25 protein-coding genes and 1 tRNA gene are annotated in these 26,264 nt (G+C 64.0%); 12 read left to right on the forward strand and 14 right to left on the reverse strand.

Features of this window, described 5'->3' with window-relative positions; all coding sequences use genetic code 11:
• The first annotated feature begins 6 nt into the window (after positions 1–6).
• From G452_RS0100105 to G452_RS0100115, 3 genes are read left to right on the forward strand one after another with little or no spacing between them, the layout of a single operon-like run.
• On the forward strand, positions 7–402 hold the full coding sequence (locus G452_RS0100105) for a response regulator (protein WP_022660227.1): 396 nt from the start codon (positions 7–9) through the stop codon (positions 400–402).
• Positions 403–440: 38 nt separating this feature from the next.
• Entirely contained in the window at positions 441–1,229 is a 789-nt protein-coding gene (locus tag G452_RS0100110; RefSeq protein ID WP_022660228.1) for an adenine nucleotide alpha hydrolase family protein, read from the forward strand.
• A gap of 21 nt (positions 1,230–1,250) precedes the next feature.
• Positions 1,251–2,123: a universal stress protein gene (locus G452_RS0100115; protein WP_022660229.1), complete on the forward strand. Its 873-nt coding sequence runs from the start codon at positions 1,251–1,253 to the stop codon at positions 2,121–2,123.
• 144 nt (positions 2,124–2,267) lie between these two features.
• Here the strand turns inward: G452_RS0100115 and G452_RS20270 are convergent, their stop codons facing one another.
• From G452_RS20270 to G452_RS0100140, 5 genes are all read right to left on the reverse strand, one after another.
• Entirely contained in the window at positions 2,268–3,218 is a 951-nt protein-coding gene (locus G452_RS20270) for a nucleoside-diphosphate sugar epimerase/dehydratase (RefSeq protein WP_022660230.1), read from the reverse strand.
• A 175-nt stretch (positions 3,219–3,393) separates the two neighbouring features.
• Positions 3,394–3,858 carry a Cys-tRNA(Pro) deacylase gene (gene ybaK / locus G452_RS0100125; protein ID WP_022660231.1) on the reverse strand — a complete coding sequence of 155 codons (465 nt, stop codon included), beginning with the start codon at positions 3,856–3,858 and terminating at the stop codon, positions 3,394–3,396.
• Positions 3,859–3,918: 60 nt separating this feature from the next.
• Positions 3,919–4,542: a hypothetical protein gene (locus G452_RS0100130; RefSeq protein ID WP_022660232.1), complete on the reverse strand. Its 624-nt coding sequence runs from the start codon at positions 4,540–4,542 to the stop codon at positions 3,919–3,921.
• A gap of 100 nt (positions 4,543–4,642) precedes the next feature.
• A complete protein-coding gene (locus tag G452_RS17365; protein WP_022660233.1) occupies positions 4,643–5,947 on the reverse strand; it encodes an APC family permease in 1,305 nt (434 codons plus the stop codon).
• A 72-nt stretch (positions 5,948–6,019) separates the two neighbouring features.
• The gene (locus tag G452_RS0100140) at positions 6,020–6,622 is read right to left on the reverse strand and encodes a TetR/AcrR family transcriptional regulator (RefSeq protein WP_022660234.1); all 603 of its coding nucleotides are present in this window, start codon (positions 6,620–6,622) and stop codon (positions 6,020–6,022) included.
• 172 nt (positions 6,623–6,794) lie between these two features.
• Between G452_RS0100140 and G452_RS0100145 the strand changes: the two genes are divergently transcribed.
• Together G452_RS0100145 and G452_RS0100150 are read left to right on the forward strand one after the other, a co-directional pair.
• Positions 6,795–7,607, forward strand: coding sequence for an EFR1 family ferrodoxin (locus tag G452_RS0100145; RefSeq protein ID WP_022660235.1), 813 nt, complete (start codon positions 6,795–6,797; stop codon positions 7,605–7,607).
• A gap of 307 nt (positions 7,608–7,914) precedes the next feature.
• The gene (locus G452_RS0100150; RefSeq protein WP_022660236.1) at positions 7,915–8,631 is read left to right on the forward strand and encodes a DUF599 domain-containing protein; all 717 of its coding nucleotides are present in this window, start codon (positions 7,915–7,917) and stop codon (positions 8,629–8,631) included.
• A 144-nt stretch (positions 8,632–8,775) separates the two neighbouring features.
• On the opposite strand, the gene G452_RS0100155 is transcribed toward G452_RS0100150, so the two are convergent.
• From G452_RS0100155 to G452_RS0100175, 5 genes are all read right to left on the reverse strand, one after another.
• Complete coding sequence (locus G452_RS0100155; RefSeq protein WP_022660237.1) at positions 8,776–9,567, reverse strand: dimethyl sulfoxide reductase anchor subunit family protein; 792 nt, start codon at positions 9,565–9,567, stop codon at positions 8,776–8,778.
• 2 nt (positions 9,568–9,569) lie between these two features.
• On the reverse strand, positions 9,570–10,130 hold the full coding sequence (locus G452_RS0100160) for a 4Fe-4S dicluster domain-containing protein (protein WP_022660238.1): 561 nt from the start codon (positions 10,128–10,130) through the stop codon (positions 9,570–9,572).
• Between the two features lie 11 nt (positions 10,131–10,141).
• Positions 10,142–12,385, reverse strand: a complete 2,244-nt coding sequence (locus tag G452_RS0100165; RefSeq protein WP_022660239.1) for a molybdopterin-dependent oxidoreductase — start codon at positions 12,383–12,385, stop codon at positions 10,142–10,144.
• Positions 12,386–12,395: 10 nt separating this feature from the next.
• Positions 12,396–12,992: a molecular chaperone TorD family protein gene (locus G452_RS17370; RefSeq protein ID WP_022660240.1), complete on the reverse strand. Its 597-nt coding sequence runs from the start codon at positions 12,990–12,992 to the stop codon at positions 12,396–12,398.
• Positions 12,993–13,105: 113 nt separating this feature from the next.
• Positions 13,106–14,440, reverse strand: coding sequence for a LuxR C-terminal-related transcriptional regulator (locus tag G452_RS0100175; RefSeq protein WP_022660241.1), 1,335 nt, complete (start codon positions 14,438–14,440; stop codon positions 13,106–13,108).
• A gap of 75 nt (positions 14,441–14,515) precedes the next feature.
• On the opposite strand from G452_RS0100175, the gene G452_RS0100180 reads away from it, so the two are divergent.
• A complete protein-coding gene (locus tag G452_RS0100180; RefSeq protein ID WP_022660242.1) occupies positions 14,516–14,920 on the forward strand; it encodes a hypothetical protein in 405 nt (134 codons plus the stop codon).
• 170 nt (positions 14,921–15,090) lie between these two features.
• Here the strand turns inward: G452_RS0100180 and G452_RS0100185 are convergent, their stop codons facing one another.
• Complete coding sequence (locus G452_RS0100185; RefSeq protein WP_022660243.1) at positions 15,091–16,779, reverse strand: potassium channel family protein; 1,689 nt, start codon at positions 16,777–16,779, stop codon at positions 15,091–15,093.
• 216 nt (positions 16,780–16,995) lie between these two features.
• Positions 16,996–17,071: transfer RNA gene (locus G452_RS0100190), tRNA-Ala, on the reverse strand.
• A 349-nt stretch (positions 17,072–17,420) separates the two neighbouring features.
• On the opposite strand from G452_RS0100190, the gene G452_RS0100195 reads away from it, so the two are divergent.
• From G452_RS0100195 to G452_RS0100220, 6 genes are all read left to right on the forward strand, one after another.
• A complete protein-coding gene (locus G452_RS0100195) occupies positions 17,421–18,245 on the forward strand; it encodes a flagellin (RefSeq protein WP_022660244.1) in 825 nt (274 codons plus the stop codon).
• A gap of 99 nt (positions 18,246–18,344) precedes the next feature.
• Positions 18,345–19,493, forward strand: coding sequence for an iron-containing alcohol dehydrogenase (locus tag G452_RS0100200; RefSeq protein WP_022660245.1), 1,149 nt, complete (start codon positions 18,345–18,347; stop codon positions 19,491–19,493).
• 159 nt (positions 19,494–19,652) lie between these two features.
• On the forward strand, positions 19,653–20,645 hold the full coding sequence (locus G452_RS0100205) for an ABC transporter permease (RefSeq protein WP_022660246.1): 993 nt from the start codon (positions 19,653–19,655) through the stop codon (positions 20,643–20,645).
• Positions 20,642–21,481, forward strand: a complete 840-nt coding sequence (locus tag G452_RS0100210) for an ABC transporter permease (RefSeq protein ID WP_022660247.1) — start codon at positions 20,642–20,644, stop codon at positions 21,479–21,481. Before G452_RS0100205 ends, G452_RS0100210 begins: the two co-directional genes overlap by 4 nt.
• A gap of 315 nt (positions 21,482–21,796) precedes the next feature.
• The gene (locus G452_RS0100215; RefSeq protein WP_022660248.1) at positions 21,797–22,567 is read left to right on the forward strand and encodes an urease accessory protein UreH domain-containing protein; all 771 of its coding nucleotides are present in this window, start codon (positions 21,797–21,799) and stop codon (positions 22,565–22,567) included.
• 23 nt (positions 22,568–22,590) lie between these two features.
• Positions 22,591–23,013, forward strand: a complete 423-nt coding sequence (locus tag G452_RS0100220) for a MarR family winged helix-turn-helix transcriptional regulator (RefSeq protein ID WP_022660249.1) — start codon at positions 22,591–22,593, stop codon at positions 23,011–23,013.
• Between the two features lie 45 nt (positions 23,014–23,058).
• Here the strand turns inward: G452_RS0100220 and G452_RS17375 are convergent, their stop codons facing one another.
• Both G452_RS17375 and G452_RS17380 read right to left on the reverse strand, forming a co-directional pair.
• A complete protein-coding gene (locus tag G452_RS17375) occupies positions 23,059–23,661 on the reverse strand; it encodes an alpha/beta hydrolase (RefSeq protein WP_022660250.1) in 603 nt (200 codons plus the stop codon).
• Positions 23,662–23,798: 137 nt separating this feature from the next.
• Complete coding sequence (locus tag G452_RS17380; RefSeq protein ID WP_081650404.1) at positions 23,799–26,144, reverse strand: methyl-accepting chemotaxis protein; 2,346 nt, start codon at positions 26,142–26,144, stop codon at positions 23,799–23,801.
• Positions 26,145–26,264: the final 120 nt, after the last annotated feature.

The raw sequence follows: 26,264 nt of genomic DNA on the forward strand, positions 1-26,264 counted from the left end.
TGCGTCATGACCGTCCCGGGCAAGACCAGCATACTTATTTTGGACGACGAGCCCATCGTCAGCAAGCGCCTTCAGCCCGCGCTGGAGAAAAAGGGCTACGAGGTCGAAAGCTACTTCCGCAGCGCGGACGCACTGGAGCGCGTGCGCCAGCGCAACTTCGACATCGTCATCACCGACCTGAAGATGGAAGGCGTGGACGGGATGCAGTTCCTGACCGAGGTCAAGGAACGCTCCCCGCGCACGGAAGTCATCGTCATCACGGGCTTCGCGACCATGGAGACCGCCAAGGAGTCGCTGCGCAAGGGCGTCTTCGACTTCCTGGCCAAGCCCTTCAAGCTGGGCGAAATCCAGGAGGTCATCCAGAAGGCCGAGGCCAGGAGCCGGCAAGCGTCCGGCGACTGATCCCGTTCAATCCGAGCAACGAAAACGAGGTGCGAACCATGCTCAATGCACTGATACCCATCGAACTCAACCTGGCCTCCAACATCGCCCTGCGCTACGCCTGCCAGAAAGCCGGGCTTCTCCGCATGGGCCTTCAGCCCATCCACGTGGAAGAGCCGGACGGCAAGGCCCATTCCTCGCAGTCCGGCTGGATCCGCCGGACCTGGGAAACCGGGCTCCAGGAGGCCGGACGCGAGGAGGTGCAGCGCATCCTCAACAGCGAGAAGCTGGACTGCGTGGTCATCCCCCAGGCCGTCATCGCCGTGGGCGACCGCAACGAAGCCATCCTCGACGAGCTGCGGCGCGGCAGCTACGACCTCTTCATCGAGGGCGTGGTCACCAACTTCAATCTCGGCGAATTCCGCAAGCTGCTGCGCTCGAAGCTCTACAAGCGCATGTCCTGCCCGGTGCTCATGGTCAAGAACCTGATCATGTCCCCACGGGTGCTGCTTCTGCTCGACGAGGAAACCGACGTCGCGGCCCTGGTGGAGCAGTTCTGCCATCTCGTCGGCGACCCGGAAGCCGATTTCGACCTCTGCGTCTACGAGATGGAAGAGGAGCCGGGAGACAAGGCGGAGCAGATTCTCCGCAGCGCCCGGGAGCTGCTCGAGGCCCGCGGACGCGTTCCGGCCGATGCGCGGGTTCTGCGGGGCGCGCCCGAAGCCGCGGCCGAAGAGATGCGGGACTACGGCCTGCTCGTCTCGACCGTGGACCGCAAGTCCAGCCGCAAGTCCCCGCTGACGGAAGTGCTCGGACGGGTGCCCTGTCCTCTGCTGCTCTGCTGGTAACTTCTTCAACGGGAGGCGTTTATGAAGATTCTCGTGGCTGTGGATGAGAACCTCTACAGCATGTATGCGCTGGGCGAAGCGGCCCGGCTGGCCATGAACACCTGGCCCGACGTCAGCCTGCTGGCGGTGGAAAGGGAAAGCAGCCCCCTCTTCGATGACGACGCGGCCCCGGCCGACGAACGGCACCCCGGCATCGGCACGCTGCGCAACTACCGCGAGGAATTTCTCTCCATCATGGGCGAGGAGGCGCAGCTCTACGCCGCGGCCCCTGCCTCGCCGGACTTTCGGGAGGCCGGGAAGAACGTTCTGGAGGAAAAGACGGACGGCGGCCGCAAGGACTTCCGGCTGCGGCTGCGCTCCGGCAACACGGTCAAGGCGATTCTGGCCGAGGCCCGCGAGGAGCAGAGCGACCTGATCGTGCTCGGCAGCGCCCGCAGCGGCAGCGGCTGGGGCGGCGGCGACGTGCCCGGCAAGGTGGCCGAGGGCGCGGACTGTTCCGTGCTGGTGGTCAAGGAAGCCCGCAGGCCCGCCAAGGTCACCTGCATCCTGGACCACGCCAACGTGAGTCAGCAGTCCCTGGAGATGATCAACCAGCTCGTGACCCTCTACGGCGTCGACCTGGAAATCGCGGGCGTGCTCAAGCGCGGCGAACTGCGCGAGGAGGTCGAGCGCAAGATGGGCGAGGTGCTGGACTACTACATCCAGCGCGGCGTGCGCGCCCTGGTCAAGGTCGTGGACGCGGCCTCCCTCGGCTCGTTCCTTTCCCTGGGCTCCCGCACCGACCTCATGGCCCTCTGGCTCGGCCCCAAGTCCGGACTGCAACGCTTCTTCAAGCGCGACCACGTGGCCGAGCTGGTCAACGGCGCGCTCTCCTCCGTGCTCATACTTCGTTGACCGCGTGTCCGGGCCGGGCGTGTCTGCCCACATCCCCGGCTCTCCCACCTTCATCACGCGTCACGAGCCCCTGCCGGACGGTTCTCCTCCGGCAGGGGCAAATCTTTTTCAGGGATGTTCCAGGCGGGGAAGCAAACCGCGCGGCTAGCGCATCAGACGCAGGTCCAGGCCCATGTCCTCGATCTGATCGGAAATCTGCGGCCACCAGGTCGAGGCCACGAGAATGATCGGCCGCCGCTGCTCGCGCAGCAGAACCTCCGGGGCCAGCACGGGGCAGCCCATGATTTCCCGGCCCTGGCGCGAGGGGTCGGAATCGATGAATCCCAGGCAGCGGAGCGTTTCGCGATTTCTCTCGAACCATTCCCCATAGACCTGGAAAAAGCCGCCGGACGCGCCCCAGATGTAGAACGGCGAATCCCCAAGCTCCTCGGTCAGAAACCGCGTATTCGGCGCATACATGAACTGGGTCGGCACGGAAATCTCGTCCACGCTCGTTTTCCTGGCCGCGAATCCGAGCATGGAATGCCGCCGGAGCACGCGGTCCGGGATGATGTCCCGATAGCCGTAGCGCCGCACGTCGCCCCCGCCTTCCGCAAGGAACAGGTTGCAGTCCTCGAAGCCGTTGGCCAGGTAGTAGTCGAAGAAAAGCCCCGGCGAGAACTGGTAGAATCCGTGGTTCACGCTGTTGTTCATGGGCAGGCGGTGCAGCACCACTCCATCGCCGCGCAAGGAGCGGACCGTGTTCTCCAGCGCCTGCGGCGTATTGAAGATGTGTTCCAGCGTTCCGCCGTCATAGATGAAATCGTAACGATCCCAGAATGTTTTCGGCAAGGGCTCGTTCATGTTGTGCAGGAAGGTGGGCGGCGGCGTCGCCGCGATGTCCAGGGACTCCACAAAGCGAAACCCCAGGCCCCGGAACAGCTCCGGCGAGCCCCACTCCCCGCTGTCCGGAACCGGATCCCGGAGCGGCAGCACGGCCTGCGTCTGGTCCCGTGAAACGCCGAGATCCTGAATGCCGTACATCAGCATCCGCTCCCGGCCCACGGACGGCAGCACGCGCTTCAAGATGTCCAGATCGTCCCTTGTGATGCCCATCCTTGGAACTCCTCATGATCACGGCATGTTGCGAGGCGCAGACGGCACTCAATAGCACCAATGCGAAACAAACGAAAGCACGGCCCGTCCGGCACGGCCCGTCCGGCACGGCAGGCGCGCGGGCAGAGTTCTCCGCTGCCGTCCCGGTCGGCGGCGCTTCCGCAATCCCGGAACGCTACTTGGCGATGTCCGCAAAGGACGCGCCCGTGAGGGCGGCGAGGTCGCGCGGCGACAGCTCGATCTCCAGCCCTCTGCGGCCCGCGCTGACGAAGATGGTTCCGGCCGTTTCGGCGGAAGCGTCGATGACCGTGGGAAGAGGCTTTTTCTGGCCCAGGGGGCTGACCCCGCCGACCACGTAGCCCGTGACGCGCTCCACCAGCCCCACCTCGGCCATGGCGACCTTCTTCACGCCCACGGCCCTGGCCAGGCACTTCAGGTCGAGCTGCCGCAGCACGGGAACCACGGCCACGAAAAGCGTTTTGCCCTCGCCGACCACCAGGGTCTTGAAAACCCTGGCCGGGTCCACGCCCATCTTGTCCGCCGCTTCCCTGCCGTAGGAATCCGCTGCCGGGTCGTGCTCGTACTCGTGGACGAGATATTCGATCCTGGCCTGCTTGGCCTTGTCGATAGCCGGAGTCATATCTTCTTCGTCTCTCCCGGATAGCTGCCCATGGTCTCGCCCCCCTGCCCGCCGCCCGGCTCAGTCCGGGTCGAAGGGCGCGATCAGCCCGTTGAAGCCCGTGCGCGCCCGCGCACGGTACAAGGCTTCGTCCGCCGCGTTGTTTTTCCGCGTATGCTTCTCGTAGTCAACCTCGCACATGATGCAGCCCGGATTGAAGATGGCCCTGCCCTGAGCCCAGGCGATGGCGGATATTTCCGTATCGCCGAAATGGCTCTGGTATTCCGGGTAGAACACGAAGTTGTGGTACAGGCTCCGCGCCCAGGAGCGCCGCAGGAGGCCGAAGGTGGCGATGTTGCCGTAAAAGCGCCCGTCGCTGAAGGGCAGGAGGTCCGCTCCGCTCTCGTCGAGGGTTTCCAGCGCGGCGCGCAGCCAGCCGTCGCCGGGAAACACGTCCTGGGCGAGATAGCCGAAATATTTGGAGCGGGAATGGGCGAAGATCAGATTGGCGACCTTGATGAAGCCGAGGCGCAGGGAATCGTCCACCAGCACCAGAAGCCCATCGCAGAGGGCGCGCCGCGACAGGACGGATTCGACCCGCCTCGCCAAGGCCTGATCGATGAAGGGCAGCACGATCACGACCTGCTCATGCTCGAAGGTTGCCCCAGATTCCAGCTCGGCCACGTCCAGGAAAACAGAGCGCATGGTTTCGCCTCGCCGCGTTGTCGTCGCGGCCGGAGGAAGCGTATCTCTCCGGCCCCTGTCAGGGTTACGCCACCGGGCATGCCCGCCCGCGCCAGCGCCGCTATCGGAAGGCGTGCCAGGCCCGCTTCGACGATGTGCGGAATCGGCTCATGCCGACCTCGAACAAAAAAGCGCACAACAGAAACACGAAAAAGGCGATGCAGGCCTTGGGATTGTCCGACGCGGACCGCCAGAGCAACGTGCCCAAAGCGGCCAGGCAGACCAGCGCGCCGATCAGCATGGGCGCCCTCCTCCCGTGAATCGACTCGTGCAGCTTGGCTCCGGCGAGATTCACGGCCGCGAAGATCAGCAGGAACCCCGCGCTGGCGATCATGGCGATGGACTGGAGGTCCAGGAGATTGGCCAGGGCCAGGGTGATGGCTCCGGTGATGAGCACGCCGAAGGGCTGGTTCCAGACCTTGCGTTCCATGATTTCCGGCAATTCCTTGTCCTTGGCCAGGATGAATCCCAGCCGTGCGTTGCCGTAGATGGTGGCGTTGATGGCGGAAAGCGTGGCCAGCATGGCGGCCGCGCCGACCAGGAAGAATCCGAACCGGCCGAGCGCGGGCTTGGCCGCCACCGCCAGCACGAAATCCTTGGAGGAGGCGACGAGGCTTTCCGGCACGACGCCCACGGTCAGGATCGCCACCAGGACGTAGAGCACGACCACCAGCCCGACGGAACAGTAGAAGGCGCGCGGCAGGGTCACGGACGGGTTGCGGATGTCCTCGGCGGCGTTGGCGATCAGTTCGAAGCCCTCGTAGGCGACGAAGATGACCATGCCCGCCGGGACCACGGACGACATGGGCGCCCAGTGCGACACGGCCATGCGCGCGGGCTGGATGAACATGGCCCCGGACACGAGCACCACGGCCAGCAGGATCAGCTTGAGCACCACGACGAATGTCTCGGATTTGCTGATCAGCTCCGCGCCGAGCAGATTGACGAGCATGGGAACGACGATGGCCGCGCTGATGAGCGCGTGATGCAGAAGGGACGGATGCCACCCGGCCGGAAAGAACGTTTCGGCGTAGGATGCGAAGGCCGTGGCGTAGAGCGAGAGGGTCACCAGATAGCTGAGCCAGAGCACGAAGTTCAGTCCGCCCACCAGGCTGTCCATCCCGAACGCGCGGTCCAGGAACACCACGGTGCCGCCCTGGCTGGGAAAGGCCACGGACAGCTTGGCGTAGGAATAGGCCGTGAGCATGGCCACGCACCCGGCAAGGGCAAAGGCCACGGGCGTCGCTCCCTGCGCTATGGTCACCGCCACGCCCAGCACAGCGAAGATGCCGCCGCCCACCATGCCGCCGATGCCAATGGCGACCGCGCCGAGCAGGCTGATTTTCCCCTGCTTTTCCTCGCTCATGCCCAAGACCTCCCTCTCCCTGCTTATGCCCAACCACAGCGAAAGGCAACGCGCGTTCCCAAAAGAGCGGGTCTAGCCCGCTTCACGCTCCCCGGCCCCGGCCCGGACCAGCGCCATGGCCACGTCGGCCAGCTCGTCCGCAAAGGCTTCGTCCAGGGAGGCGTGCCCCACGAGCAGACGATACCACATGGCGCCGAAAACGACGTCCGCAAGCATGTCCGGATCATGGACAAGACCGATTCGGCCCTGCTCGGCGGCCTGCGTGAAGATCGAGTTCAGGACCGCGCGCCGTTTCGCCGCGAAGCCCTCCCGGAAGCGTTCCCGGAATCCGCCGTCCTCCTGCGCCCGCGCCATGAGAAAGCGCAGGTGCGCGCCGCCTCCGTCCAGGATGGCGCGCACCGAGCCCCGCAAGAACTCTCGCAGGGTTTCCCGCAACGATTCGCGGGCAGAGACCGCGATTTCCTCGTCCGCCAGCCGGAGAACGGCCTCCAGCACGATGTCCGCCAGCGTGGGCCACCAGCGGTAGAGAGTCGGCCTGCCCACCCCGGCCCGCCGCGCCACCGCCTCCATGGTCAGACAAACGCCCCGGTTCTCGATCAAAAGCTCGTGCGCGGCGCGCAGGATCGCCTCCCGCGTCCTCTCGCTTCTCGGACGTCCGATCTTCGCTTTGGTCATGTCCCCCTCGTTCTCCCTGTCCGCATTGCGCCGTGCTTGACACGTTTCGACAAGATAAATTACGTTACGCAACGTAAATTATCAAGAGCGTACCGCTCCGCTTTCGGCCCGGAAAATCACCGGGCCGAGCATGGAGCGCCGCCCCTCCCCTCTACGACAACGGAGCTGAACGATGGATGTGAAGAACGTCAAGGCCGCATATTTTTCCCCCACCGGCACGACCAGGGCCGTTGTCCGAGCCATTGTCGCGGGCATTGCACCGGACGCCGGAGCGGGCGAACCCGAATTCCTGGACATCACCCTCCCCGGCTCCAGGAAAAAGCCGCTCACGGTGGCCGAGGACGATCTGCTCGTGATCGGCGTGCCGGTCTACATGGGCAGGGTTCCCGCGCTCCTGGGCGACTGGCTGAACGCTATCCGGCTTCGCGCAACGCCCACGGTCTGCGTCGTGGTCTACGGCAACCGCGCTTACGAGGACGCGCTTCTGGAGCTGAAGAACATGGTCGCGCAGCGCGGCGGGGTTCCTGTCGCGTGCGCCGCGTACGTTGGCGAGCATTCCTTCTCCTCGGCGGAGCGGCCCACGGCCCAGGGCCGCCCGGACAAGGACGACCTGGAGCACGCCCGGGAATTCGGAAGGAAGATCCGCGCCAAAATGCAGTCCCTTTCCCCAGCGGCGCAAGTTCCCGACGTGGCCGTGCCGGGGGTGCTGCCCTACCGCAAGGACTCCAAGCTCTGGGATGTCGATTTCATCGCGGTCAGCGACGAATGCACCCAATGCGGCGCGTGCGCCGAAGCCTGCCCCACCGGAGCCATCGACCCGCAGGACGCCGCCAGGATCGATCCCGTCAGGTGCATCACCTGCTGCGCGTGCATCAAGCTCTGCCCCCAGGGAGCCAGGAGCATGAAGCCCGGCCCGGTGCTGGACGCCTCCGTGCGGCTGAACACGCTTTTCCGGGAGTGCTGCCGACCGGAATGCTTTCTGTGACCGTTCGAATCCCCGTTTGCCGGGCTTTTTCCGCGCGGCGCGCAGTCCCGGCCTGTCGGGCGAAAAACGCACGCGGCAGGCCGCGGGGGAAACCCGTTGCCAAATCCACAGGGGCGGCGTAGTGGAAAATGAGGCAAGTTCTCCGCTCGACACGTCTTGAGCACATCGTCCCGGCGCATTCGTCGGCGGCCAAGCGCGGCCCCGGCAGACCGGGACGCGCCCTGCGCCTTTGCCGGGGAGTCCGGGCGACCCCCGGCCATGTTCCGCGCGCCAAACCGCCCATGCCTTGCCCCAGGAGTTTTTCCGCATGAACGCCCTCTTTGCTCCGCACATGCTGGACATCGTCTGCCTGGCCATATCCACGGGCCTGTTCACGGCATATCATCTCTTCGTCGCGTGGAAGCTGAAGAAAAATCCCATCTACACGCTCTACGGGGCCACGAAATGGGCGAAAACGGCCTGGGTCGTCAACGTCATGGAAGAGAAGAACGACATCCTCGCCGTGCAGACGCTGCGCAACTCGACCATGGCCGCGACGTTCCTCGCCTCGACGTCGATCCTGCTCGCGGTCGGCCTGCTCACCCTTTCCGGCCAGAGCGACAAGCTCGGCCAGACGTGGCATTCGCTGAACGCGCTCGGCTCCACGACCCAAAGCACCATGACCCTCAAGCTGCTCGTCATCCTGGCGAACCTGTTCATCGCCTTCTTCAATTTCTCGTTCTCGATCCGGCTTTTCAGCCACGTCGGGTTCATCATCAACACCCCGCCCGCGGACGAGAACTACGGGACATCGATCACCTTCGTGGCCATGCAGCTGAACAAGGCGGGAAGCTACTTCCACTTCGGCATGCGCGCCTACTATTTCCTGATCCCGCTCATCTTCTGGCTCTTCGGCCCGCTGCTGATGGTCCTGTCCACGATCATCGTGGTCGTGCTCATTTCGCACATCGAAAAGACCCCGAAGCTGGACTGCGGATATCTTGCCGCCTTTTTCAAGCAGACCTGCGCATTGCCGAAGCGATAGAAAGTTGCGGACGCAGGCCGCGTTGCTGGCGGGCGTTCGGGAATGCGGGAAAACAGGGCGGGAAAAGCGCGTTGCGTTCCGGGGGCGGCCCCCCGCGAACAGGAGGGGTTCCGGCCATGGCCGGAACCCCTTCCGCGTTGAGGATCAGTACAGTCCGCCCAGATTGGCGGCGGTATGGATGGTGTCGGCGAAGAACCCGGCCCGGCCCGCCAGCTCGCCCAAAAGGAGCAGCACGGGCAGCCAGACGGGGATGCCCTTGGTCAGCCGGAACACGAGCAGGCAGGCCGCGAGCACGGCCACGTGCACCCAGTAGAAGCCCGAACCCAGCCAGGTCTGTCCGGTCATGCGCATGACCGCTCCGCCGGAAAGCCACACGCAGGGCACGACCAGATAGAGCACGAGCGCCACCAGCAATCCGGCCCCGAAGATGCCGCCCATAAGCGGCTGCCTGGACTCGGAGGCGAACCAGCTGCCGAAGCCCGCGCCCAGGGTCACGGCCGAGAGCAGGAAGAAGGTGGCCGGGAGGGCGTTGTTCACCGCGGGGAAGGCGGGCGGCGCGTAGGTCATGCCCGCCGAGAGGATCAGCCCCAGCCCGACCAGGGAGCCGGCCCAGGCAAGAACCGGGTTGACCTCGGTCTTGCTGACGAGCACGGCCAAAACCGCCAGGACGGCGAACGTCCCGGCCAGCAGCACCTCGCGGCTGAGCCAGGCCGTGGACAGATGGACCAGGGCTCTGGGCGCGCCCGTGGGGTGGCCCAGGTGGAACAACGAGGCCAGAAGCCCCAGCCCGATCAGGCCCGCGACCATGATCCACTCGCGGCGGGGGCTGCGGCCCTGCGGACCGCTGGAAACGCGCACCGCGCCCATGAGCGCCAGACCCACGGCGGCCTGGGAGAGCACAGTGAAGAGGACCAGCGGGAATTCCATGGATTGCATACTTACCTCCTCACCAGTCTGGGAAGCTTGGGCAGGATGAACCGTGTGGACGGATTCACATCCTCCATTTTCGGGAAGCCGGCCGGATACTGCACCTGATTGCCGGGCTCCAGCTCGGCGAGATCGACCATGCTCAGCGCGCCCGTGGGGCAGGACTGGATGCAGGCGGGCTTGAGCCCGGCGTCCAGCCGCTCGTGGCAGAAGCTGCACTTCTCGGCCCGCTTTTCCACGGGATTGTACTTGGGCGCGCCATAGGGGCAGGACCGGATGCAGTTTCCGCAGCCGATGCACTTCTCCTGATGGTGGACCACCACCCCGTCCTCTTCGCGCTTGGTGTAGGCTTCCACGGGACAGACGTTCAGGCAGGTCGGATTTTCGCAATGGTTGCAGGCCAGGGAATAGAAGGCCCGTTCCCGGTGCGGGTAGATCTCCTCGTCCAGGGGATAGACCTGCCGCCAGATCACGCCTTCGGGCGGATGGTAGTAGTTGCGGCAGGCCATGGCGCAGGTAAAGCAGCCGATGCACAGCTCGGAGTCCACCAGGAATGCGTATTGTTTCTTCATCGTTTCGCTCCTTAGGCCTTTTCAACGTCGGCGAACTGGTCGTGGATGGCCACGCCCGGCGCTCCGGCCTTGTACTCGCCCATGTCGGCGGATTCGTCGTCGACCAGGTTCTGGACATTGAAGGTCGAACCCTTGCCGAACCAGGCTTCGTAGATGAGCAGGCAGTCCTTGGCCACGTTGGTGGTCAGCTTGGCCACCACCTTCTGCTCGCCCACCTTGTTGAAGACCCGGACCATGTCCAGATCCTTGATGCCCTTTTCCGCGGCGGCCTCCGGATGCATGTAGAGGTAGGGCTGCTTGTCGTATTCCTGCATCCAGTCCAGGTTCAGGAACTGGGAATGGATGGCGAACTTGGTGTGCGGGGTGAGCAGGCGGAACTTGTCGTAGCTCTTGCGCGGCTCCATGTATTCCGGGAGCGCCATGTGGCCGTTGTCCTTGCAGATGTCCGAGCGGAACTCGTACTTTCCGGACGGCGTGCCGAACTGGAAGGTGCTCCACGAGGCCGAGGAGGCCAGCTTGGCCTTGACGGGTCCGTTCTTGAGCGCGGTCCAGTCGTCGATGCCGAAGAGGTCGTAGATGCCCTGGTTGAACTCCTTGGCCATCCATTCCCTGGTGTCCGGCTCCTGCGGGAAGGTGCACGAACCAGGAGAAAGCTCGTTCATCTTCCTGGACAGAGCCATGCCGATCTCGATGTTGGACTTGGCCTCGTACATGGGCTTGATGGCCTGCTCGTTGAGGCCCAGCCAGTAGTGCCAGTAGGAGGCGTTGACGGTCCATTCCTCGAACAAGGTGGTCACGGGCAGGACGATGTCCGAATTGGCCACGGTCTCGTTGAAGAACTGGTCCACGGTGACGACCATCTCCAGGGTGTCGAAGGCCTTTTCCAGCTTGGGCCTGTCGAAGTCCTGGCCGAAGGGGTTCTTGCAGGAGACCCAGAGCATCCGGAGGGCCGGATCCTTGGTGTCGAGGATGTTCTGCGCGGTCTTGTTGATGTTCACCGTGCGGTCCGAGTAGCTGGCCTCGGAGCCGGAGGTGAAGTCGAACTCGCCCTTGGCCGCGCCGCCCACGAAGCCCACCGAGCCTTCCGGCTTCTGCTGGATCATGGCGTTGTAGTTGAATCCCCAGGTCTGGAGATGGCCGTAGCGCGCGCCGCCGCCTTCCTTGCCCACGTTGCCCGTCATGGCCACCAGGGCGTCGATGGAGCGCACCGAAGCGCCGCCGTTGGTGTGGCGCTGCATCCCGTAGCCGATCCAGATGGTGGCGGGGTCGGCGGAGGCGAACTCCTCGGCCACCTGCCGAATCTCCTCGGCCGGGATTCCGCTCTGCTCCGCGGCCCACTCCACGGTGACGTTGCCGCGCAGGTAGTCGGCGAACTCACCGAAACCGAGGCCGTGGTTGTCCGTGAAGTTCCGGTCCACCATGCCCTTGTCCAGGATGTGGCGGGCCATGCCCAGGGCCAGGGCGCCGTCGCTGGCGGTCTTGGGCTGCCAGTAGACGTCCCCCTTGGCCGCGGTCTGGGTGAAGACCGGGTCCACGACCACCACCTTGGCGCCCCGGCGCTTGGCCTCCATGATGTATTTCATGGTGTGCACCGAGCACCAGGCCGGGTTGGCCCCCCAGATGATGATGTACTTGGACTTGACCATGTCTTCGGGGTCGTTGCACCACATGTTGCCCATGTCGTAGTTCTGGGCGTCGATCCCCGCGGGCCAGCACGGAGTGCCCACGAAGCGCGTGGTGTAGCCCAGGGAGGACATCAAGCCCTCCACGGCGTAGTTGGTGATGCCGAAGTTTCCGGAATACTTGGTCATGCCCAGGCCAAGCAGGTTGCCGTCCTGTTCCTTGAGCTCCAAAATCTTCCTGGCGATCTTGTCCATGGCCTCGTCCCAGGAGACGCGCCGCCACTTGCCGCTGCGGCGTCCGTCCTGGACCATGGGATATTTGACCCGGTCGGGGCTGTAGGGACGGCGCGTGTAGGCGTAGCCCTTCACGCACAGGCCGCCCCTGGTGAAGGTGGACTCCGGAGCGCCCTCGATGAACCGGACCACCCCGTCCTTCACGTAGGTCTTGATGCTGCACGTGTCGTAGCAGTTGCGGGGGCAGGCGTTGCGGAACACCTGGAACTCTTCCGGATCGAAGGCCGCGGCCTGGGCCTGGGGCACCAGGAACCGGCACGGCAGCAGCCCGGCCACGCCGGCACCGACCATGCCCTTGATGAATGAACGCCTGCTGAAGGCGCTTTTGTTCGTTGCCATGCAATCCTCCTTACGTTCCATCATTATGCAAGCTTTGTCCGGTCCGTTCCGCCTCGATTTCGCTCCGGGCGGCTTCCAGCCAGACGGTCAGCGCCTTGACGGCGACGGCCACCGGCGCGCTGACTCCCCGCTGCCCTTCGACCGCCTCGGCAAAACGCGGCACCCAGGCGCCCATGTGCTCGGCGATGAGCCATGCCTTCACCTGGGCAGATTCGTTTCCGGCCCCGGCGGGATCCAATCCGTCCAGGGCCACGACCGCGTCCAGCTCGAAGGCCAGATGGTCATCGGGCGTGGTTCCCTGGTTCGGCACGGCCAGGCCGAGCCGCTCATAGGCCCGCCGCGCCTCCAGGGCGGGTTCGCCCATGAGCGCTGGCTGCTCCCGCCCCGCTTGGTAGGCCGAGGCGTACGGCGGGGCAGGAACCGCTGCCGGACCGACGAAAAGCCGGTTGAAATCGTACTCGACCTCGGTCCAGTCCGTGGCGGCGTCCAAAGGCAGGTCGAACTGCGCGGCGATGCCCTCGGCGGCCTCACGCAGATCCCCCGCGTCCACGGACGCGAAAAAGTCGCGGAGTACCGCCGCCTTCCGATTCAAAATAATTTTATCCATCCTCTCTCCTTACCAGAACAATGCGGAACATGCACATTATTCTCCTAAGCCAGGAGCAGGGACAGGCTACAGATGGGAAAAAGGGTATAGAATGGGTAGACCCGGATCCCCAGTCAGGGGTTCAGGCCCATGGTCTTGAGGTGGGCGTAGAGGCTGACGCTCTTGCCCTGGATGCCGAGCTTGCGGCGAATGTTCTTGCGGTGCGTCTGCACGGTTTCCAGGGAGAGGTTCAACGTGTTGGCGATATCCTTGGAAGATTGTCCGGCCTGGATGAACTGGCTCACGCGGGTTTCCATATGGGTCAGCCGGAGCAGCAGCGGGTCCGCGAGCCCGCCGCCAGGAGCCAGCCGGGCCAGCTGGTCCTTGACCACGGTGATGTACCCCTTGCGGATTTCCTCGTCGTTCTCCTCCTCGATGCGGACGAGGGCGGGCAGAACCTGATTGTTGACCTTGGCCGTGACCTCGTCGAGCAGCGCCGCGCGTTCCTTGTCGATGCTCTTGAGCACGTTGCGCAGGGTGATGTTCATTTCCTCGAGCTGCTCCTTTTCCCTGCGCAGAGCTTCGGTCCGCTCCGAAACCACATGCTCCAGAATCTCCCGCTGGGCCGCGTGCACCGTGACGTTGTTCAGCATGACCATGTATTCGTCGCTGGCCATGCTCACGCTGCCGATGGGGCTGATCTGCATGCGGTAGACGCCCTCGTTGCCGAACGGGCTCAGCTCGCAGGAGATGCCCACGGGATAATACTTGAGCAGCTCCTCCATGGACCGGCCCTCCAGGTCCAGAACCTGCCAAACGGGCGCTCCCAGCACCTTTTCCTGCGGCAGCACCTGGCTCGCGGAGCGGTTGACCTTGGTCACCAGGCCGTCGCTGCCGACCACGAAGACCAATGCCGAAGTGGAATTGAGGATGTTCTCGTAGCGGCACTTCTCCAGGGTCAGCAGACGGTTGGTTTCATCGAGCTTGCGCGCGGTCATTTCCGGCAGAATCCGGGTCCAGTCCCGCACGAACAGAACCTCCAGCGCGTCGCCGTAGAGCTTGACGTGCCGCCGGGCCTGGACCTTGCTCTCGTAGGAGCCGTCCAGCTTCTCGATGACGTCGAGCAGGCTGTGGATGAAGGTCTTGAAGCAGCCCAGATACATGTCGGAGGTGATGCCGCGCATGCGGTGCCGCCGCGCGGTCTCGATCTGCGGCCCGCCCCAGCCGTCCCGGTCCTGGATGAGCCAGGGATATTCGGGCGACGCGATGCCCTGCTCCCAGTGCTCCCGAATGGGGGCGAGAAAATCGTTCAGAGCGCGGACGCAGTCCACCCGCTTGGCCGTGGTGTGGCGCAGGTATCCGGCCTGGTCCATGCGCAAGGCCCAGCGCTCCAGGTAGTATTCCTCTTCCTCGGCGATGGACTGGATCATGCGCCAATAATGCTGTTGCGCTCCGATCAGATCGTGCATGCGGCTGCCTCAAAAAATACTACCCAGTGGATACCCATGCCTTGCATTATCCCTTGGGAGTCTTAAAATCAAGACATGCAAAAAATACTCGCCTCAGCCAGAGTCTTCGGGACGCTCCTGCTGCTGTTTCTGGTCCTCCCCGGCCCGGTCCGGGCGGCGGAGCCCGCCCCGCCTCCGGACGCAAACCTCGTCCTGCGCGGCGAGCTGCGCGTCGGGCAGCCGGTGGAGGCCCTCTTCGACCTCAAGGGATACGAAATCCCCATGGGTTCCTATGCCTCCATCAAGGTCATCTTCATCGACAAGCCGGACGGGCCGGAACCCGCGGTGCGGACCGGATATCCCACGACCACCATCACCTTCCACCAGCCCGGGGAATACCGGATCGGCTTCCTGCTCAACGAAGTCACCAAGGGCAGCTGCGGCGGCGCGCTCGCCAAAAACCTGCTGGAAGCCCAGCGGACCCTGGTCATCACGAAATAGCCTTCCCGCGCGGGAGCCGCCCTTTTTCCGGCACTCCCGGAGCTATCCATCGGCACCAATTGAAAAGGCCCGGTCTGCATTGCGCGGACCGGGCCTTGTGGAAATATGATGATGGAGCTGGAGGGAATCGAACCCACGACGTCTTGAATGCCATTTTTGAGGAATATAAATCACACACCGTGCTTATCCAAGAAACGCTGTTCATTTTCTGCCGCGCCGATGACAAGCAATGATGCCCCTTTGTCCAACGGGCGCTCCGGATCAGGGTTGACTTCCATTTCCTCACCGCGGGACACTGCGATGATACTGCAACCGGTTTCAGCGCGAACGTTGCTTTCCACGAGCGTTTTCCCGGCAAGCGAGGCCCCCACTTCGACCTGGAATATATTCAGCCCCTCAGTCAGGGTCAGCACTTTGCCCGGGCTCAGCAGGTTGATAATCGTATTGGCCGCCATGGTGGCGTAAGACATGACCAGATCGGCTCCGGCCTTGTGCATTACCGAAACGTTTCGGTCCAGCGTTGCCCGACTGATAATATGAATGTCCGGCCTGAGCCTCCGGCAATAAATCGTCAGGTAAATATTCAGGTCGTCGTTGTGAGTGGTGACGAATACCGACGGAGCTTTATCAATGCCCGCCGTTTTCAGCACATCGAGATCTGAGGCGCTCCCAAGAACAGAATTGGTATCGTTCTGAATCAGCGCGGGGTTTTTCTCCACAATCTTGTAGTCGACAGCCCGTTGCCTGAGCACTTGCGCAGCGGCTTGCCCCACCCGCCCGCCGCCGAGGATGAGCACAGGAGCTTCCATGGACGGAGCTTCACCGACATAGGCATCGTAACCCTTGAGCTGCTCCTCGGTCCCGGCCAGAATCATGATCGATCTGGAAGTGATAACGGTCTCCGGGCGGGCAGACACCAACCGACCATGTTCCCATAAGCCGACGAGGTTCATGTTGGTAGCGGAACGCAGACCGCTATTCTTGACGCTTCGCCCCACAAAAGGCGTATCCGCAGCGGGTGCCTCGGCAATCTTCAAATTGTTTATGCTGCCGATGACATTATGTCGGGTGCCTGTCCCCAGGGTTCGCCGAGCGAGGATCTCACCAAGCATGTGCATAAACTGAAAGACGTGGCTCGCCCCGGCCAGCTGAAGAATATCGACCGATTCTTCGGAATCGGCATTGGTTACCACCTGTACGTCCGCCGACACCTCACGGATCGTGTAGACAGCATTGGTATTCTTCATGTCGTCGTTAAGGACCACAACCATGGCCGCCTGATCAGTTCGCAGTCGTATATATGTTTCCGCATTATCGGCATCGCCCACCACAGCATTGTATCCTTGATCGACCAGATCCAATGCGTGGTTCACCTCATTGACCAGAACGCAATACTTGTAGTTGTACTGCTTAACGAGCGAAGCCAAACTGAGGGCCACTAAATCGGAGCCGACAATAATCAAATGCCCGGATGTTTCTTCGGGTAGTTCGCGGGCGGCTCTGGACTTCGTCTGGGCTTCAAGAAATGGCGCGTAAAAGAATTGAATAAAGGTGAATGGCAGCATCACCAGCAAGAAAACAATACCGGACATAAGGACACAGATTGAAAATAATTTTCCTATATCAGATATGAAGGTTATGTCGCCGAACCCAAGCGTCGACATGACCGTCAGCGTCCAATATAAGCCGGTGATCCAGGAGTGGTGCTGTCCTTCCATTTCCATAAGGATATGGAACAACGCACTGTAGACAGTTATGAAGAAGCACAGCAACAGGATGAATCGGATGAGGGAATGCAGATTGCGCTGAGCGCGTCGATCTTGGAAAAAGTATACCAACTGGGAAGGAATAAATTTCACTTACTCTCGCTCTGCTTTGCGATGCGTGACCAGCCTAAACAAGCACACTCGCAGATTCTGCCAGCCAACTGTAGCGTTATCGGGAACAGGGTGGGCCATACCCGACTCCCAATCCCTCAACCCCAGCCATTACCCACCTGATATCATTTGTATATCCTTTTGTATATTCCACAAAAAAAGGCTTAGAAGGAAAACCTTCTAAGCCTTTAAAATTCTTGGTGGAGCTGGAGGGAATCGAACCCACGACCTCTTGAATGCCATTCAAGCGCTCTCCCAACTGAGCTACAGCCCCACGTCGTTGGGAGAGTTTTACTGCCCCTTTTCCGGCCGGTTGTCAATGCGCGGCCGCACTTTTTTTCCCACTTGCCTCGGAAGCGTTGTCCGGCGTTGATTCGCGGCGTCCGGCTTTGGGTTCGCTTGGGGCCTGGCTTTGATCTCTCTCCGGCAGCAGGAGCCCTGCAAGCTCGGCTCCAAGCAATAGCCGCATTCCGGGCCTGCCCATCGGCAAGCAGGGTGCGTCTTTCCCATGAGCGTATCCGGACAAATCAAACCTGCCCCTAAAGAAAGATCAAGCGCCTGCCGATAAGACCTGCGAAAGCTCATATTCCGTTTTCAGCTTTCGACAGGCCCAAGGGGTTGCCATGTCTCTCAGCGACCAGGAAAAAAACTTCATCTACGAATATTCCACGCGCCTGCTCTCGCAGGACATGCTCACGAACGCCCTCTTCGCCAATTCCGGCGTGGGGCGATCCCTGCGCGACATGATGCTGGCCAAGCAGCCTGTGCAGCCGCTGACCAATCCCATGGAAGCCGCGCTCACCGGCACCCTGCGCGCGGATTCGGCCGCCGTGCGCCAGAACGCCCGCAACGTGGGCGAGGCCGCCAACATGATGGGCACGGCCAAGACCGCAGTGGCCCAGATTTCCGACGCGCTCGCGGACATGGAAGACATCATCGACAAGATCAACCAGGGGGAGCTTTCCGCCAGCAGCAGCGTGGTCCAGGCGGACTACGACGCTCTGCGCGACAAGATCACCGGCCTGATCTCCTCCACGGACTACAACGGCATCTACATGCTCGACGGCTCCCAGTGGGGCACGGACCAGATCGATTCCAACGGCAACGTCTGGATTCAGGCTTACAAGGACGGCGGCTTCGACGTCACCTTCCACAACCTCGACGGCATCGACTGGACCCAGCTTTCGGGTGCGGGGCTGAACACCGACATCAACGCCCAGCTCGCCTATGTGCAGAGCTACGCCTCGGACGTGAACGCCATCCTGGACAACTACGCCTCCAAGCAAAGCAGCCTGGAATATCAGCAAACCCAGCTCTCGTCCCAGGCCGACCTGCTGGACCAGGCCGTGGCCAACCGCTCGCCGGAAACCTCCGCCCTGAGCACGGAGCAGCTCCTGCTGAACCTGATTCTCTCGGAAACAGGCCGCATCGTGGACGAAAGCCGCTGACACCGTTCCGCGCGCCCTTCCCTGTCCGACCTCCTGCCTTTTTCTCTGGTTGACATGCCGGCTGTTCTGATCGACCTTTTCCAAAAAAGGGGAATCAGAATGAAGGAATACATGTTCCAATCACCGGCCCGTATCCACTTCGGCCGCGGCGCGGTTTCCAAATCCGGAACCGAGGCCGCCCGCTTCGGCAAAAGCGCCCTGGTGGTCACGGGCAAGGGTTCGTCCGCGCGCACGGGCAGCCTGGACGCGGTTCTGGCCTCGCTGAAGGCTGCGGGCGTGGCCGCCACCGTTTACGCCCAGGTGGAGAGCGACCCCAGCGTAAACACCGTTGAAGCGGGCGCAAAGCTGGCGCGCGAAAATGGCTGCGACGTGATCGTGGCCCTGGGCGGCGGCAGCCCCCTGGACGCGGCCAAGGGCATCGCCATGCTCCTGACCAACGGCGGCAAGGTCACGGACTACGAGTTCAAGTCGCCGGAAAAGGACGGCACGCCCATCATCGCCGTGCCCACCACCGCCGGCACCGGCTCGGAGATCACCCGCTTCACCGTGCTCACGGACACGGACCGCAAGGTCAAGATGCTCATCCAGGGCGCGGGCCTGATCCCCAAGGTGGCCCTGCTCGACCCGGAACTGACCCTGTCCATGCCCGCCCACGTCACCGCGGGCACGGGCATGGACGCCCTGACCCACGCCATCGAGGCATACATTTCCAAGATCGCCACGCCCATGACCGACGTGCACGCCCTGGAGGCCATCCGGCTCATCGGCGAAAACCTGATCAAGGCCGTGCACGGCCCGGAGAACATGCAGGCGCGCGAGGGCATGCTGCGCGGGCAGATGCACGCCGGGCTCGCCTTCGGCAACGCCTCCGTGGCCCTGGTGCACGCCATGTCCCGGCCCCTGGGCGCGCTCTTCGGCATTCCCCACGGACAGGCCAACGCCATGCTCCTGCCCGTGGTCATGGACTACAACCACAGCGCCGCTCCTGAGCGTTTCCGCGACATCGCCAGGGCGCTGGGCGAAAACGTGGACGATCTCAGCCTGCGCGACGCGGCCCGCACCGCGGTGCTGTCCGTGGAGGAACTCCTTGAGGAAACCGGGCTGGAAAACCGCCTTTCCGCATTCGGGGTCAAGGAATCCGACATCGACCGCCTGGCCTCGGACGCGGCCGTCAACGGCAGCTGCAACTTCAACCCGCGCAAGCCGGACAAGGAAGAAATCGCCGCGCTGTATGCGGCGGTGCTGTAGCCGCTGCGGCCAAACAACGACGAACGCCCCTGCCGGAACAATCCGGCGGGGGCTTTTTTCGCGCCGGAGCGGGCCTGCCCCCGGCGGGACGCCAACCCGGCGATTGCCAGCGGGCCGCGCTTTGCGTATGAACAGGACGTACAAACCTCAAAGAGGCCCATGTCCATACTCAAGCGCATCCTCATCAAACTTCTCTGGGTGGCCGTGGTCTTTTTCGGCATCACGGTCATCAGCTTCTGGGTCATTCATCTGGCTCCGGGCTCGCCCACGGACCTGGAAACGCAGCTCAACCCGACCGTGACCCCGGAGGCTCAGCAGCGCCTGGCCGCGCTCTACGGCCTGGACAAGCCCATCCACGAGCAATACGCGGCCTGGGTCGGCAGGCTCGTGACCTTCGACTTCGGCCAGTCCCTGTCCGGCGACCACCAGCCGGTCTGGCAGAAAATCAAGGAGCGCCTGCCCCTGACCTTCGGCATGAACGTGGCCTCCCTGGTGCTGACCCTGTTCATTTCCGTGCCCATCGGCGTGCTCTCCGCCTGGCGGCGGGGCGGCGCCTTCGACAAGAGCATGACCGTGCTCGTGTTCATCGGCTTCGCCATGCCCGGCTTCTGGCTCGCGCTGCTGCTGATGCAGGCTTTCGGCATCTGGTGGAACATCCTGCCCATTTCCGGCCTGACCAGCCTGGACTTCCCGCGCATGGGCTTTTTCGGGCAGATGTGGGATCTGGCCAGGCATCTGGCCCTGCCCATCTTCATCTACACCTTCGGTTCCCTGGCGGGCATGTCCCGGTTCATGCGCACGAGCATGCTGGAGGTGCTGCGCCAGGACTACATCATGACCGCCCGCGCCAAGGGCCTGCCCACGCGCACGGTCATCTTCAAGCACGCCATGCGCAACGCGCTCATGCCCGTGATCACCATTCTCGGCCTTTCCGTGCCGGGGCTCATCGGCGGCAGCGTGATCATCGAATCCATCTTCGCCCTGCCCGGCCTGGGCCAGCTCTTCTACCAGGCGGTCATGGCCCGCGACTATCCGCTGATCATGGGCTCGCTTGTGCTCGGCGCGGTGCTGACCCTGGCGGGCAACCTGCTGGCGGACGTGGGCTACGGACTGGCCGACCCGCGCGTGCGGCTGGCCGGGAGGGACGCATGAGCCGCGAGCTGAAACGGCGCGGTTTCCTCTCGCGCCAGACCCTGCTCCTGATGGGAGTGCTCATCGTGGGTTCGGTTTCCCTGGCCGCGCTGCTCGCGCCCTGGATCGCGCCCTACCCGCCGAACGCCATCGACGTGAACGCCATTCTTCTGCCGCCCGGCCCGCAGCACCTCTTCGGCACGGACGCCCTGGGCCGCGACATTTTCTCGCGCATGCTCTGGGGCGGCCGCGTCTCGCTCTGGGTCGGGTTCGTGGCCGTGGGCCTGTCAACGGCCATCGGCCTCGTGCTCGGCCTCATGGCGGGCTACTTCGGCAAGCTCGCGGACGAGATCATCATGCGCATCGTGGACGTGATGCTCTGCTTCCCCAGCTTCTTCCTGATCCTGGCCGTGATCGCCTTCCTGCAGCCGAGCCTTTTGAACATCATGATCGTCATCGGCCTGACCTCCTGGATGGGCGTGGCCCGCCTGGTGCGGGCCGAAACCCTGACCCTGCGCGAGCGGGACTTCGTGCTCGCGGCGCGCGTGGCCGGGGCCGGGCCGGGCCGGATCATCTTCAAGCATATCCTGCCCAATGCGCTGGCCCCGGTGCTCGTCTCCGCCACCCTCGGCGTGGCCGGGGCCATCCTCGTGGAGTCCTCGCTCTCCTTCCTGGGCCTGGGCGTGCAGCCGCCGGACCCGTCCTGGGGCAACATGCTCACGGAAGGCAAGGAAGTGCTCGGCGTGGCCTCCTGGCTCTCCATCTTCCCCGGCCTCGCCATTCTCGTCACCGTGCTCGGCTACAACCTGCTCGGCGAGGGCCTGCGCGACCTGCTCGACCCAAGATTGAAACAGTAGCGGCTCGCACCGCCCGCGCGCCGCAGCGCCCGCGCCGGAGGACTTCGGCTCGGCTGCGGCTCGGCTGCGGCTCGGCTGCGGGCTCTCATTCGAAAATTCTTCCCCTCGCCGCCCCCGTTTCCAAAAAATTCCTCGGTTTCCCGAACATCCTTCCCCCGAATATCCTTCCCCGATACCTTCCTCCCCGACACGCCCGACACGACAACACATTGTCGAGACTTGATTTTTCGTCAAAACTTCGCGCCCGAAATTTTAGCTTTACCTTCAAACTATCCAGCGATAGGAAATCTTGAAAATCAAGCTAACGGAGTGTCCATGCCCCAAGAACACGTTTTTCTCGTGGCCCTGCAATCCTCCCTGCTTCTCGGCCTCGTGCACGGCGTCAACCCCTGCGGCCATTCCTGGCTGGCCTTGGCCCCGTTCGTTTCCGGCGAACGCCGCGCCTCCCGCGTCCTGGCCCTGACCGGGGCTTTTCTGGGCGGCACGGCCCTGGCCTGCCTGCTGCTGGGCCTTACCCTCGGCGCGGTTTCCACGCTCTTCCCGCCCTCGTTCAGCTACTGGCTGGACATCGTCGCCGCCGCAGCCATCATTCTGCTCGGACTGGTTCTGGCCGTGCGGCCCCACCTGCTGCACAGCCACGAACACGGCCACGAACACGGCCACGAACACGGGCATGACCACGGCCACGGCCACGGGCAAGCCCATAACCACGAACACGAGCAGGACCGCTGCCGCGTGCACGACTCCTGCGACTGCGCCGGTTCCCCCGGTCCTTCCAAGCTGCGCAAGGCCGCAGTGCCCGGCCTGTTCGCCTTCGGCTTCGTGAACATGATCGTGCCCTGCCCCACGGTGGCGATCATGTATTCCTACGCGCTCAATTCCGGAAGCGTCTGGCGCAGCGTGGCGGTTTTCGCGGCCTATGCCCTGACCACGGCCCTGGCCGTGGGTGCGGTGATCTGGGCGCTTTTCCGGGCCGCGAGCTGGGCGCGGCGGCTGGACGACCATCGCTTCGAGGAATGGATCATGCGCGGCATCGGCCTGATGACCGTGGCCTTCGGACTCTATACGTTGTATCAGGGCATTTGAGGCGACAAAGACAAGAGGCGGAAATGACGCGGAAGGAATCGGACAATCTGGCCCAGCTCATCGTAGAGTTCTACGAGAAGCTCTCGTCCTGGGAACACGGAGTGGTGCGCGGCACCGGCCTGACCCCCACGCAGATGCACGTCATCGAGATTCTCGGCGCGCACCAGGCCCTGCGCATGAAGGAACTGGCCGAACGCATGGGCGTGACCACGGGAACGCTGACCGTGGTCGCGGACAAGCTGGAGCAGCGCGGCCTGCTGCGCCGCAGGCCCAACGACCAGGACCGCCGCTCCATCCTCGTGGAGCTGACCGGAGCCGGGCAGGAGCGCTTTCAGGAACACGACAAGCTGCACGCGGACCTGACCCGCGAGATCATCGCGGACCTCAGCCCGGAGGAGGCCGCCTGCCTCGCGGCCTGCCTGGGCAAGATCAACCGGGTTTTCTAGAGGGAACGTCGCCGCCGCAGAGGCGCGGCAGGAAAAGGCCCTGAATCAGGAACCGCAGCTCCCGCAGCCGCAGGGGCCTTGATTCGACGGCGCGAAGAGTTCCAGCCCCTCTGGCCTCTCGCACTGCTCCGTGCGGGCCAGCAGCCCCTCCACGAACATCATGAACCAGAACGCGACGCGCTCCACGCTCGCGGACAGCCTGTGCCCGTCCGGGACCATGTGCAGGGTGCAGCGGGTGATTTCGGCCAGCCGCAAGGCGTTGCGAGCGGGAACCACCTCGTCCTGCCAGCCGTGGACCACCTCCAGCGGGCAGCCCGTGTCCGCGAACTCCTGGCGCGCGTAGCCCGGCAGATAGACCGCCGGAGCCAGGGCAAAGACGCCCAGCGGGCGAACCTCGGCCGCGGCGCACAGGCTGACGTAGGCCCCCATGCTCGATCCGGCCAGGACCAGCGGTCCGGGGATCCGGGCGCAGCAGTCCAGCAGCCGCCGCACCCGCTGTTCCGGGGCGTCGGCCATGTCGTTCAGATCCTGGTAGTCCACGATCTCGAAATCCACGCCCAACTGACGGGCCATTTCCGCCATGCGGCGGCTCTTGGCCCCCCAGGGGCTCGCGTCCTTGCCGTGGGACCAGATCACCGTTGCGCTCATGCCGTTCCTCCCTGTTGCGTTCCACGTTCCGCCTCTCCGGCTGCCGGACTCTTCCAGAAAACCCAGCCCGGAGCAAGCAAGCGGCCCGCCTTCCGGGGTGGGGAAGACGGGCCGCTGTCGTTCATGCGGGTCCGGGCCTAGTAGCGGCCGAACTCGTCGTCGTCCAGATGGATCACGATTTCCGGATCATTTTGCCCACGACCCTTGGCGCTGCCTTGGGGTCCGGGCTTGGGGCCTTCCTGTTCCGGCTTCGCGCCCCAGGCGTCCTGCGGGGTGGAGCTGCCGGGCTTGGGCGCGGACGGCTTGCGCTTCTGGGCGGGGGTGTTCCCCTGGGGCAGCTGCTGCGGGGGCCTGCGCTGCACGCGCAGCCGCGAAGGCTCGGCAGCGCGGGAATCCCTTTCCCTTTCCTGCCGTACCGGCTCGCCGCGTCCGGCTCCTTCCCGCAGGCGGAAGTTGGCGAGCAGCGAACGGAGCAGCCCGGCCTGGCTGGAAAGCTCCTGCGCGGCCGAGGAGGTCTGCTCCGCGTTGGCCGTGTTGCGCTGGGTCACGGTGTCCACCTGCTGCAAGCCCTGGGTCACTTCCATGAGCGCCTGGGACTGCTCGGAAGAGGCCGTGGCGATGGCGTCCACCAGGGTGGCCACCTCGGCCACGTCCGCGACCACGGCCTGCATGCCTTCGGCGGTCTGTCCCACCATCTCGCTGGTGCGCCGGACCTTGTCGCCCGAACCTTCGATGAGCTGCGCGGTTTCGCGGGCGGCCTTGGCGCTGCGCGAGGCCAGATTGCGGACCTCCTCCGCGACCACGGCGAAGCCCTTGCCGTGCTGCCCTGCGCGGGCCGCCTCCACGGCGGCGTTCAGGGCCAGGAGGTTGGTCTGGAAGGCGATCTCGTCGATGACCTTGATGATCTTGGCGATGGCCTGGGAAGAGTCGCTGACCTCCTGCATGGCCGCGACCATGCGCTCCAGTTCCTCGTATCCCTTGCTGGCGCGCTCGCGCACGGCGTCCGCGTTCTTGCTCGCGCGGGAGGCGTTTTCCGCGTTCTCGCGGGTCTGGGAGGAAACCTGGGTCAGGGAGCTGGTGATCTCCTCCAGGGAGGCGGCCTGCTCGGTCGCTCCCTGGGAAAGGGCCTCGCTGGCCGCGGAAACCTGGCCCGCGCCGGAGTCCACTTCCAGGGCGCTCTGGAGCACGGATCCGAGCACGCGGTTCAGATTGCGCGACATCTGGCGCAGGGCCTTGCCGAGCACGTCCTTTTCCGAGGCGATTTCGACCTCGGCGGTCATGTCGTTGGAGGCGATGGCCTGGGCCAGCCCGGCCTTGCGTTCCAGCCCGTCGGCCATGTGGTTCAGGGACCGGGCCAAGACCCCTATCTCATCCCTGGACTCGTATTCGAGCCGGTCGGACAGGTCGCCCTGGCGGACCATCTCGGCCAGGGCGGCGGCCCGGCGGATGGGTTCGGCGATGGAACGCGCCAGGAACCAGATCATGGCGCAGAGCAGCAGCACCACGCCGAGGCTGATGCCCACGGCCCGGTAGAGCATGGCCTGGGAGTCCGCCAGGACCACGTCCATGGGGATGTCCACGCCCAGGCCCCAATACTGCCCGTTTCCGGTCACGTCGATGGGCACGAAGATGCGGTACCACAGCGCGCCGTCCGTCTCGAAATCGAAGACGACCTCCTTGCCCGCGGCAATGGCGTCGTGAATGGCTGCGGCCTGGGCGCCGAAAGCGTCCTTCATGGGCTTGGCCATCATGGCCTTGTCCGGGTGGCCCACGAAGGTGTCGTCGTCCGCCACGATGTAGGCCCGGCCCGTGCCGAAGGGCTTGATTCCGGCGGCCATGTCCATGAAGGCGGTCACGTTGTAGTCGATGCCCACCGCGCCGAAAAAGCGGCCCTTCACGATCACGGGGATGCAGGAGTCGATGCCGAGCACGGTCTTTCCGCCCGCCTCGAAGGAATACGGCGCGGTCAGGTAGTCCTTTTTGGTGTCGCGCGGCACGGTGTACCATTTGGCCGATTCCGGATCGGAACACGGCTGCGAATCGATGCCGGACGCCGTGCGGAAATAGTAGGGCTTGTATCTTCCGCTGGCGTCGTGCGCCTTGTTGAAATTCCCGTATTCCGCGTCCCTTCCGTCGAGCGCGTTGGGCTCGAAGGCGGCCCAGACGCCGAGAAAGGACGGTTCGCGCTCCACCATGCGATACAGAATGTGGCTGAACTGCTCCCGGCTCACGCCCGCCTCGCCCTGGATCGAGCCTTCATACACGGCGGCCAGCGCACGGGCCTGATCCATGATCGGATTTATGAAATCCAATACTTCCGTAGCGTGGCGTTCCGCAATCTGCCGGGCGAGATCCCTCGCATCGTTTTCTGCGGAGCGCCCCATCCAGGAGGCAAGCAGCAGACTCGTGGCGAGCATCCCCACTGCCACCACTGCGCAGGTCGGCAATAGTATCTTGTTGCGAATACCTAAATTTTTGAACATTCCCCTTCCCCTGTTGTATTCGTTTCAACATTCCCTAACAGACACGCACCTTCCGCGCCAGCCGGGAGCGGGCACCCCGCCGCATTTTCGTTTTCGCGGGCGGCCGTCCGGTTCGCTTGG

It is taken from the genome of Paucidesulfovibrio longus DSM 6739 (assembly GCF_000420485.1).
GTDB classification, from domain to species: domain Bacteria; phylum Desulfobacterota; class Desulfovibrionia; order Desulfovibrionales; family Desulfovibrionaceae; genus Paucidesulfovibrio; species Paucidesulfovibrio longus.

Bases quoted from the DNA above. Each gene is read 5' to 3' on its own strand.
- G452_RS0100105 (WP_022660227.1), top strand. From the start codon at position 7: ATGACCGTCCCGGGCAAGACCAGCATACTTATTTTGGACGACGAGCCC.
- G452_RS0100110 (WP_022660228.1), top strand. From the start codon at position 441: ATGCTCAATGCACTGATACCCATCGAACTCAACCTGGCCTCCAACATC.
- G452_RS0100115 (WP_022660229.1), top strand. From the start codon at position 1,251: ATGAAGATTCTCGTGGCTGTGGATGAGAACCTCTACAGCATGTATGCG.
- G452_RS20270 (WP_022660230.1), bottom strand. From the start codon at position 3,218: ATGGGCATCACAAGGGACGATCTGGACATCTTGAAGCGCGTGCTGCCG.
- ybaK (WP_022660231.1), bottom strand. From the start codon at position 3,858: ATGACTCCGGCTATCGACAAGGCCAAGCAGGCCAGGATCGAATATCTC.
- G452_RS0100130 (WP_022660232.1), bottom strand. From the start codon at position 4,542: ATGCGCTCTGTTTTCCTGGACGTGGCCGAGCTGGAATCTGGGGCAACC.
- G452_RS17365 (WP_022660233.1), bottom strand. From the start codon at position 5,947: ATGAGCGAGGAAAAGCAGGGGAAAATCAGCCTGCTCGGCGCGGTCGCC.
- G452_RS0100140 (WP_022660234.1), bottom strand. From the start codon at position 6,622: ATGACCAAAGCGAAGATCGGACGTCCGAGAAGCGAGAGGACGCGGGAG.
- G452_RS0100145 (WP_022660235.1), top strand. From the start codon at position 6,795: ATGGATGTGAAGAACGTCAAGGCCGCATATTTTTCCCCCACCGGCACG.
- G452_RS0100150 (WP_022660236.1), top strand. From the start codon at position 7,915: ATGAACGCCCTCTTTGCTCCGCACATGCTGGACATCGTCTGCCTGGCC.
- G452_RS0100155 (WP_022660237.1), bottom strand. From the start codon at position 9,567: ATGCAATCCATGGAATTCCCGCTGGTCCTCTTCACTGTGCTCTCCCAG.
- G452_RS0100160 (WP_022660238.1), bottom strand. From the start codon at position 10,130: ATGAAGAAACAATACGCATTCCTGGTGGACTCCGAGCTGTGCATCGGC.
- G452_RS0100165 (WP_022660239.1), bottom strand. From the start codon at position 12,385: ATGGCAACGAACAAAAGCGCCTTCAGCAGGCGTTCATTCATCAAGGGC.
- G452_RS17370 (WP_022660240.1), bottom strand. From the start codon at position 12,992: ATGGATAAAATTATTTTGAATCGGAAGGCGGCGGTACTCCGCGACTTT.
- G452_RS0100175 (WP_022660241.1), bottom strand. From the start codon at position 14,440: ATGCACGATCTGATCGGAGCGCAACAGCATTATTGGCGCATGATCCAG.
- G452_RS0100180 (WP_022660242.1), top strand. From the start codon at position 14,516: ATGCAAAAAATACTCGCCTCAGCCAGAGTCTTCGGGACGCTCCTGCTG.
- G452_RS0100195 (WP_022660244.1), top strand. From the start codon at position 17,421: ATGTCTCTCAGCGACCAGGAAAAAAACTTCATCTACGAATATTCCACG.
- G452_RS0100200 (WP_022660245.1), top strand. From the start codon at position 18,345: ATGAAGGAATACATGTTCCAATCACCGGCCCGTATCCACTTCGGCCGC.
- G452_RS0100205 (WP_022660246.1), top strand. From the start codon at position 19,653: ATGTCCATACTCAAGCGCATCCTCATCAAACTTCTCTGGGTGGCCGTG.
- G452_RS0100210 (WP_022660247.1), top strand. From the start codon at position 20,642: ATGAGCCGCGAGCTGAAACGGCGCGGTTTCCTCTCGCGCCAGACCCTG.
- G452_RS0100215 (WP_022660248.1), top strand. From the start codon at position 21,797: ATGCCCCAAGAACACGTTTTTCTCGTGGCCCTGCAATCCTCCCTGCTT.
- G452_RS0100220 (WP_022660249.1), top strand. From the start codon at position 22,591: ATGACGCGGAAGGAATCGGACAATCTGGCCCAGCTCATCGTAGAGTTC.
- G452_RS17375 (WP_022660250.1), bottom strand. From the start codon at position 23,661: ATGAGCGCAACGGTGATCTGGTCCCACGGCAAGGACGCGAGCCCCTGG.
- G452_RS17380 (WP_081650404.1), bottom strand. From the start codon at position 26,144: ATGTTCAAAAATTTAGGTATTCGCAACAAGATACTATTGCCGACCTGC.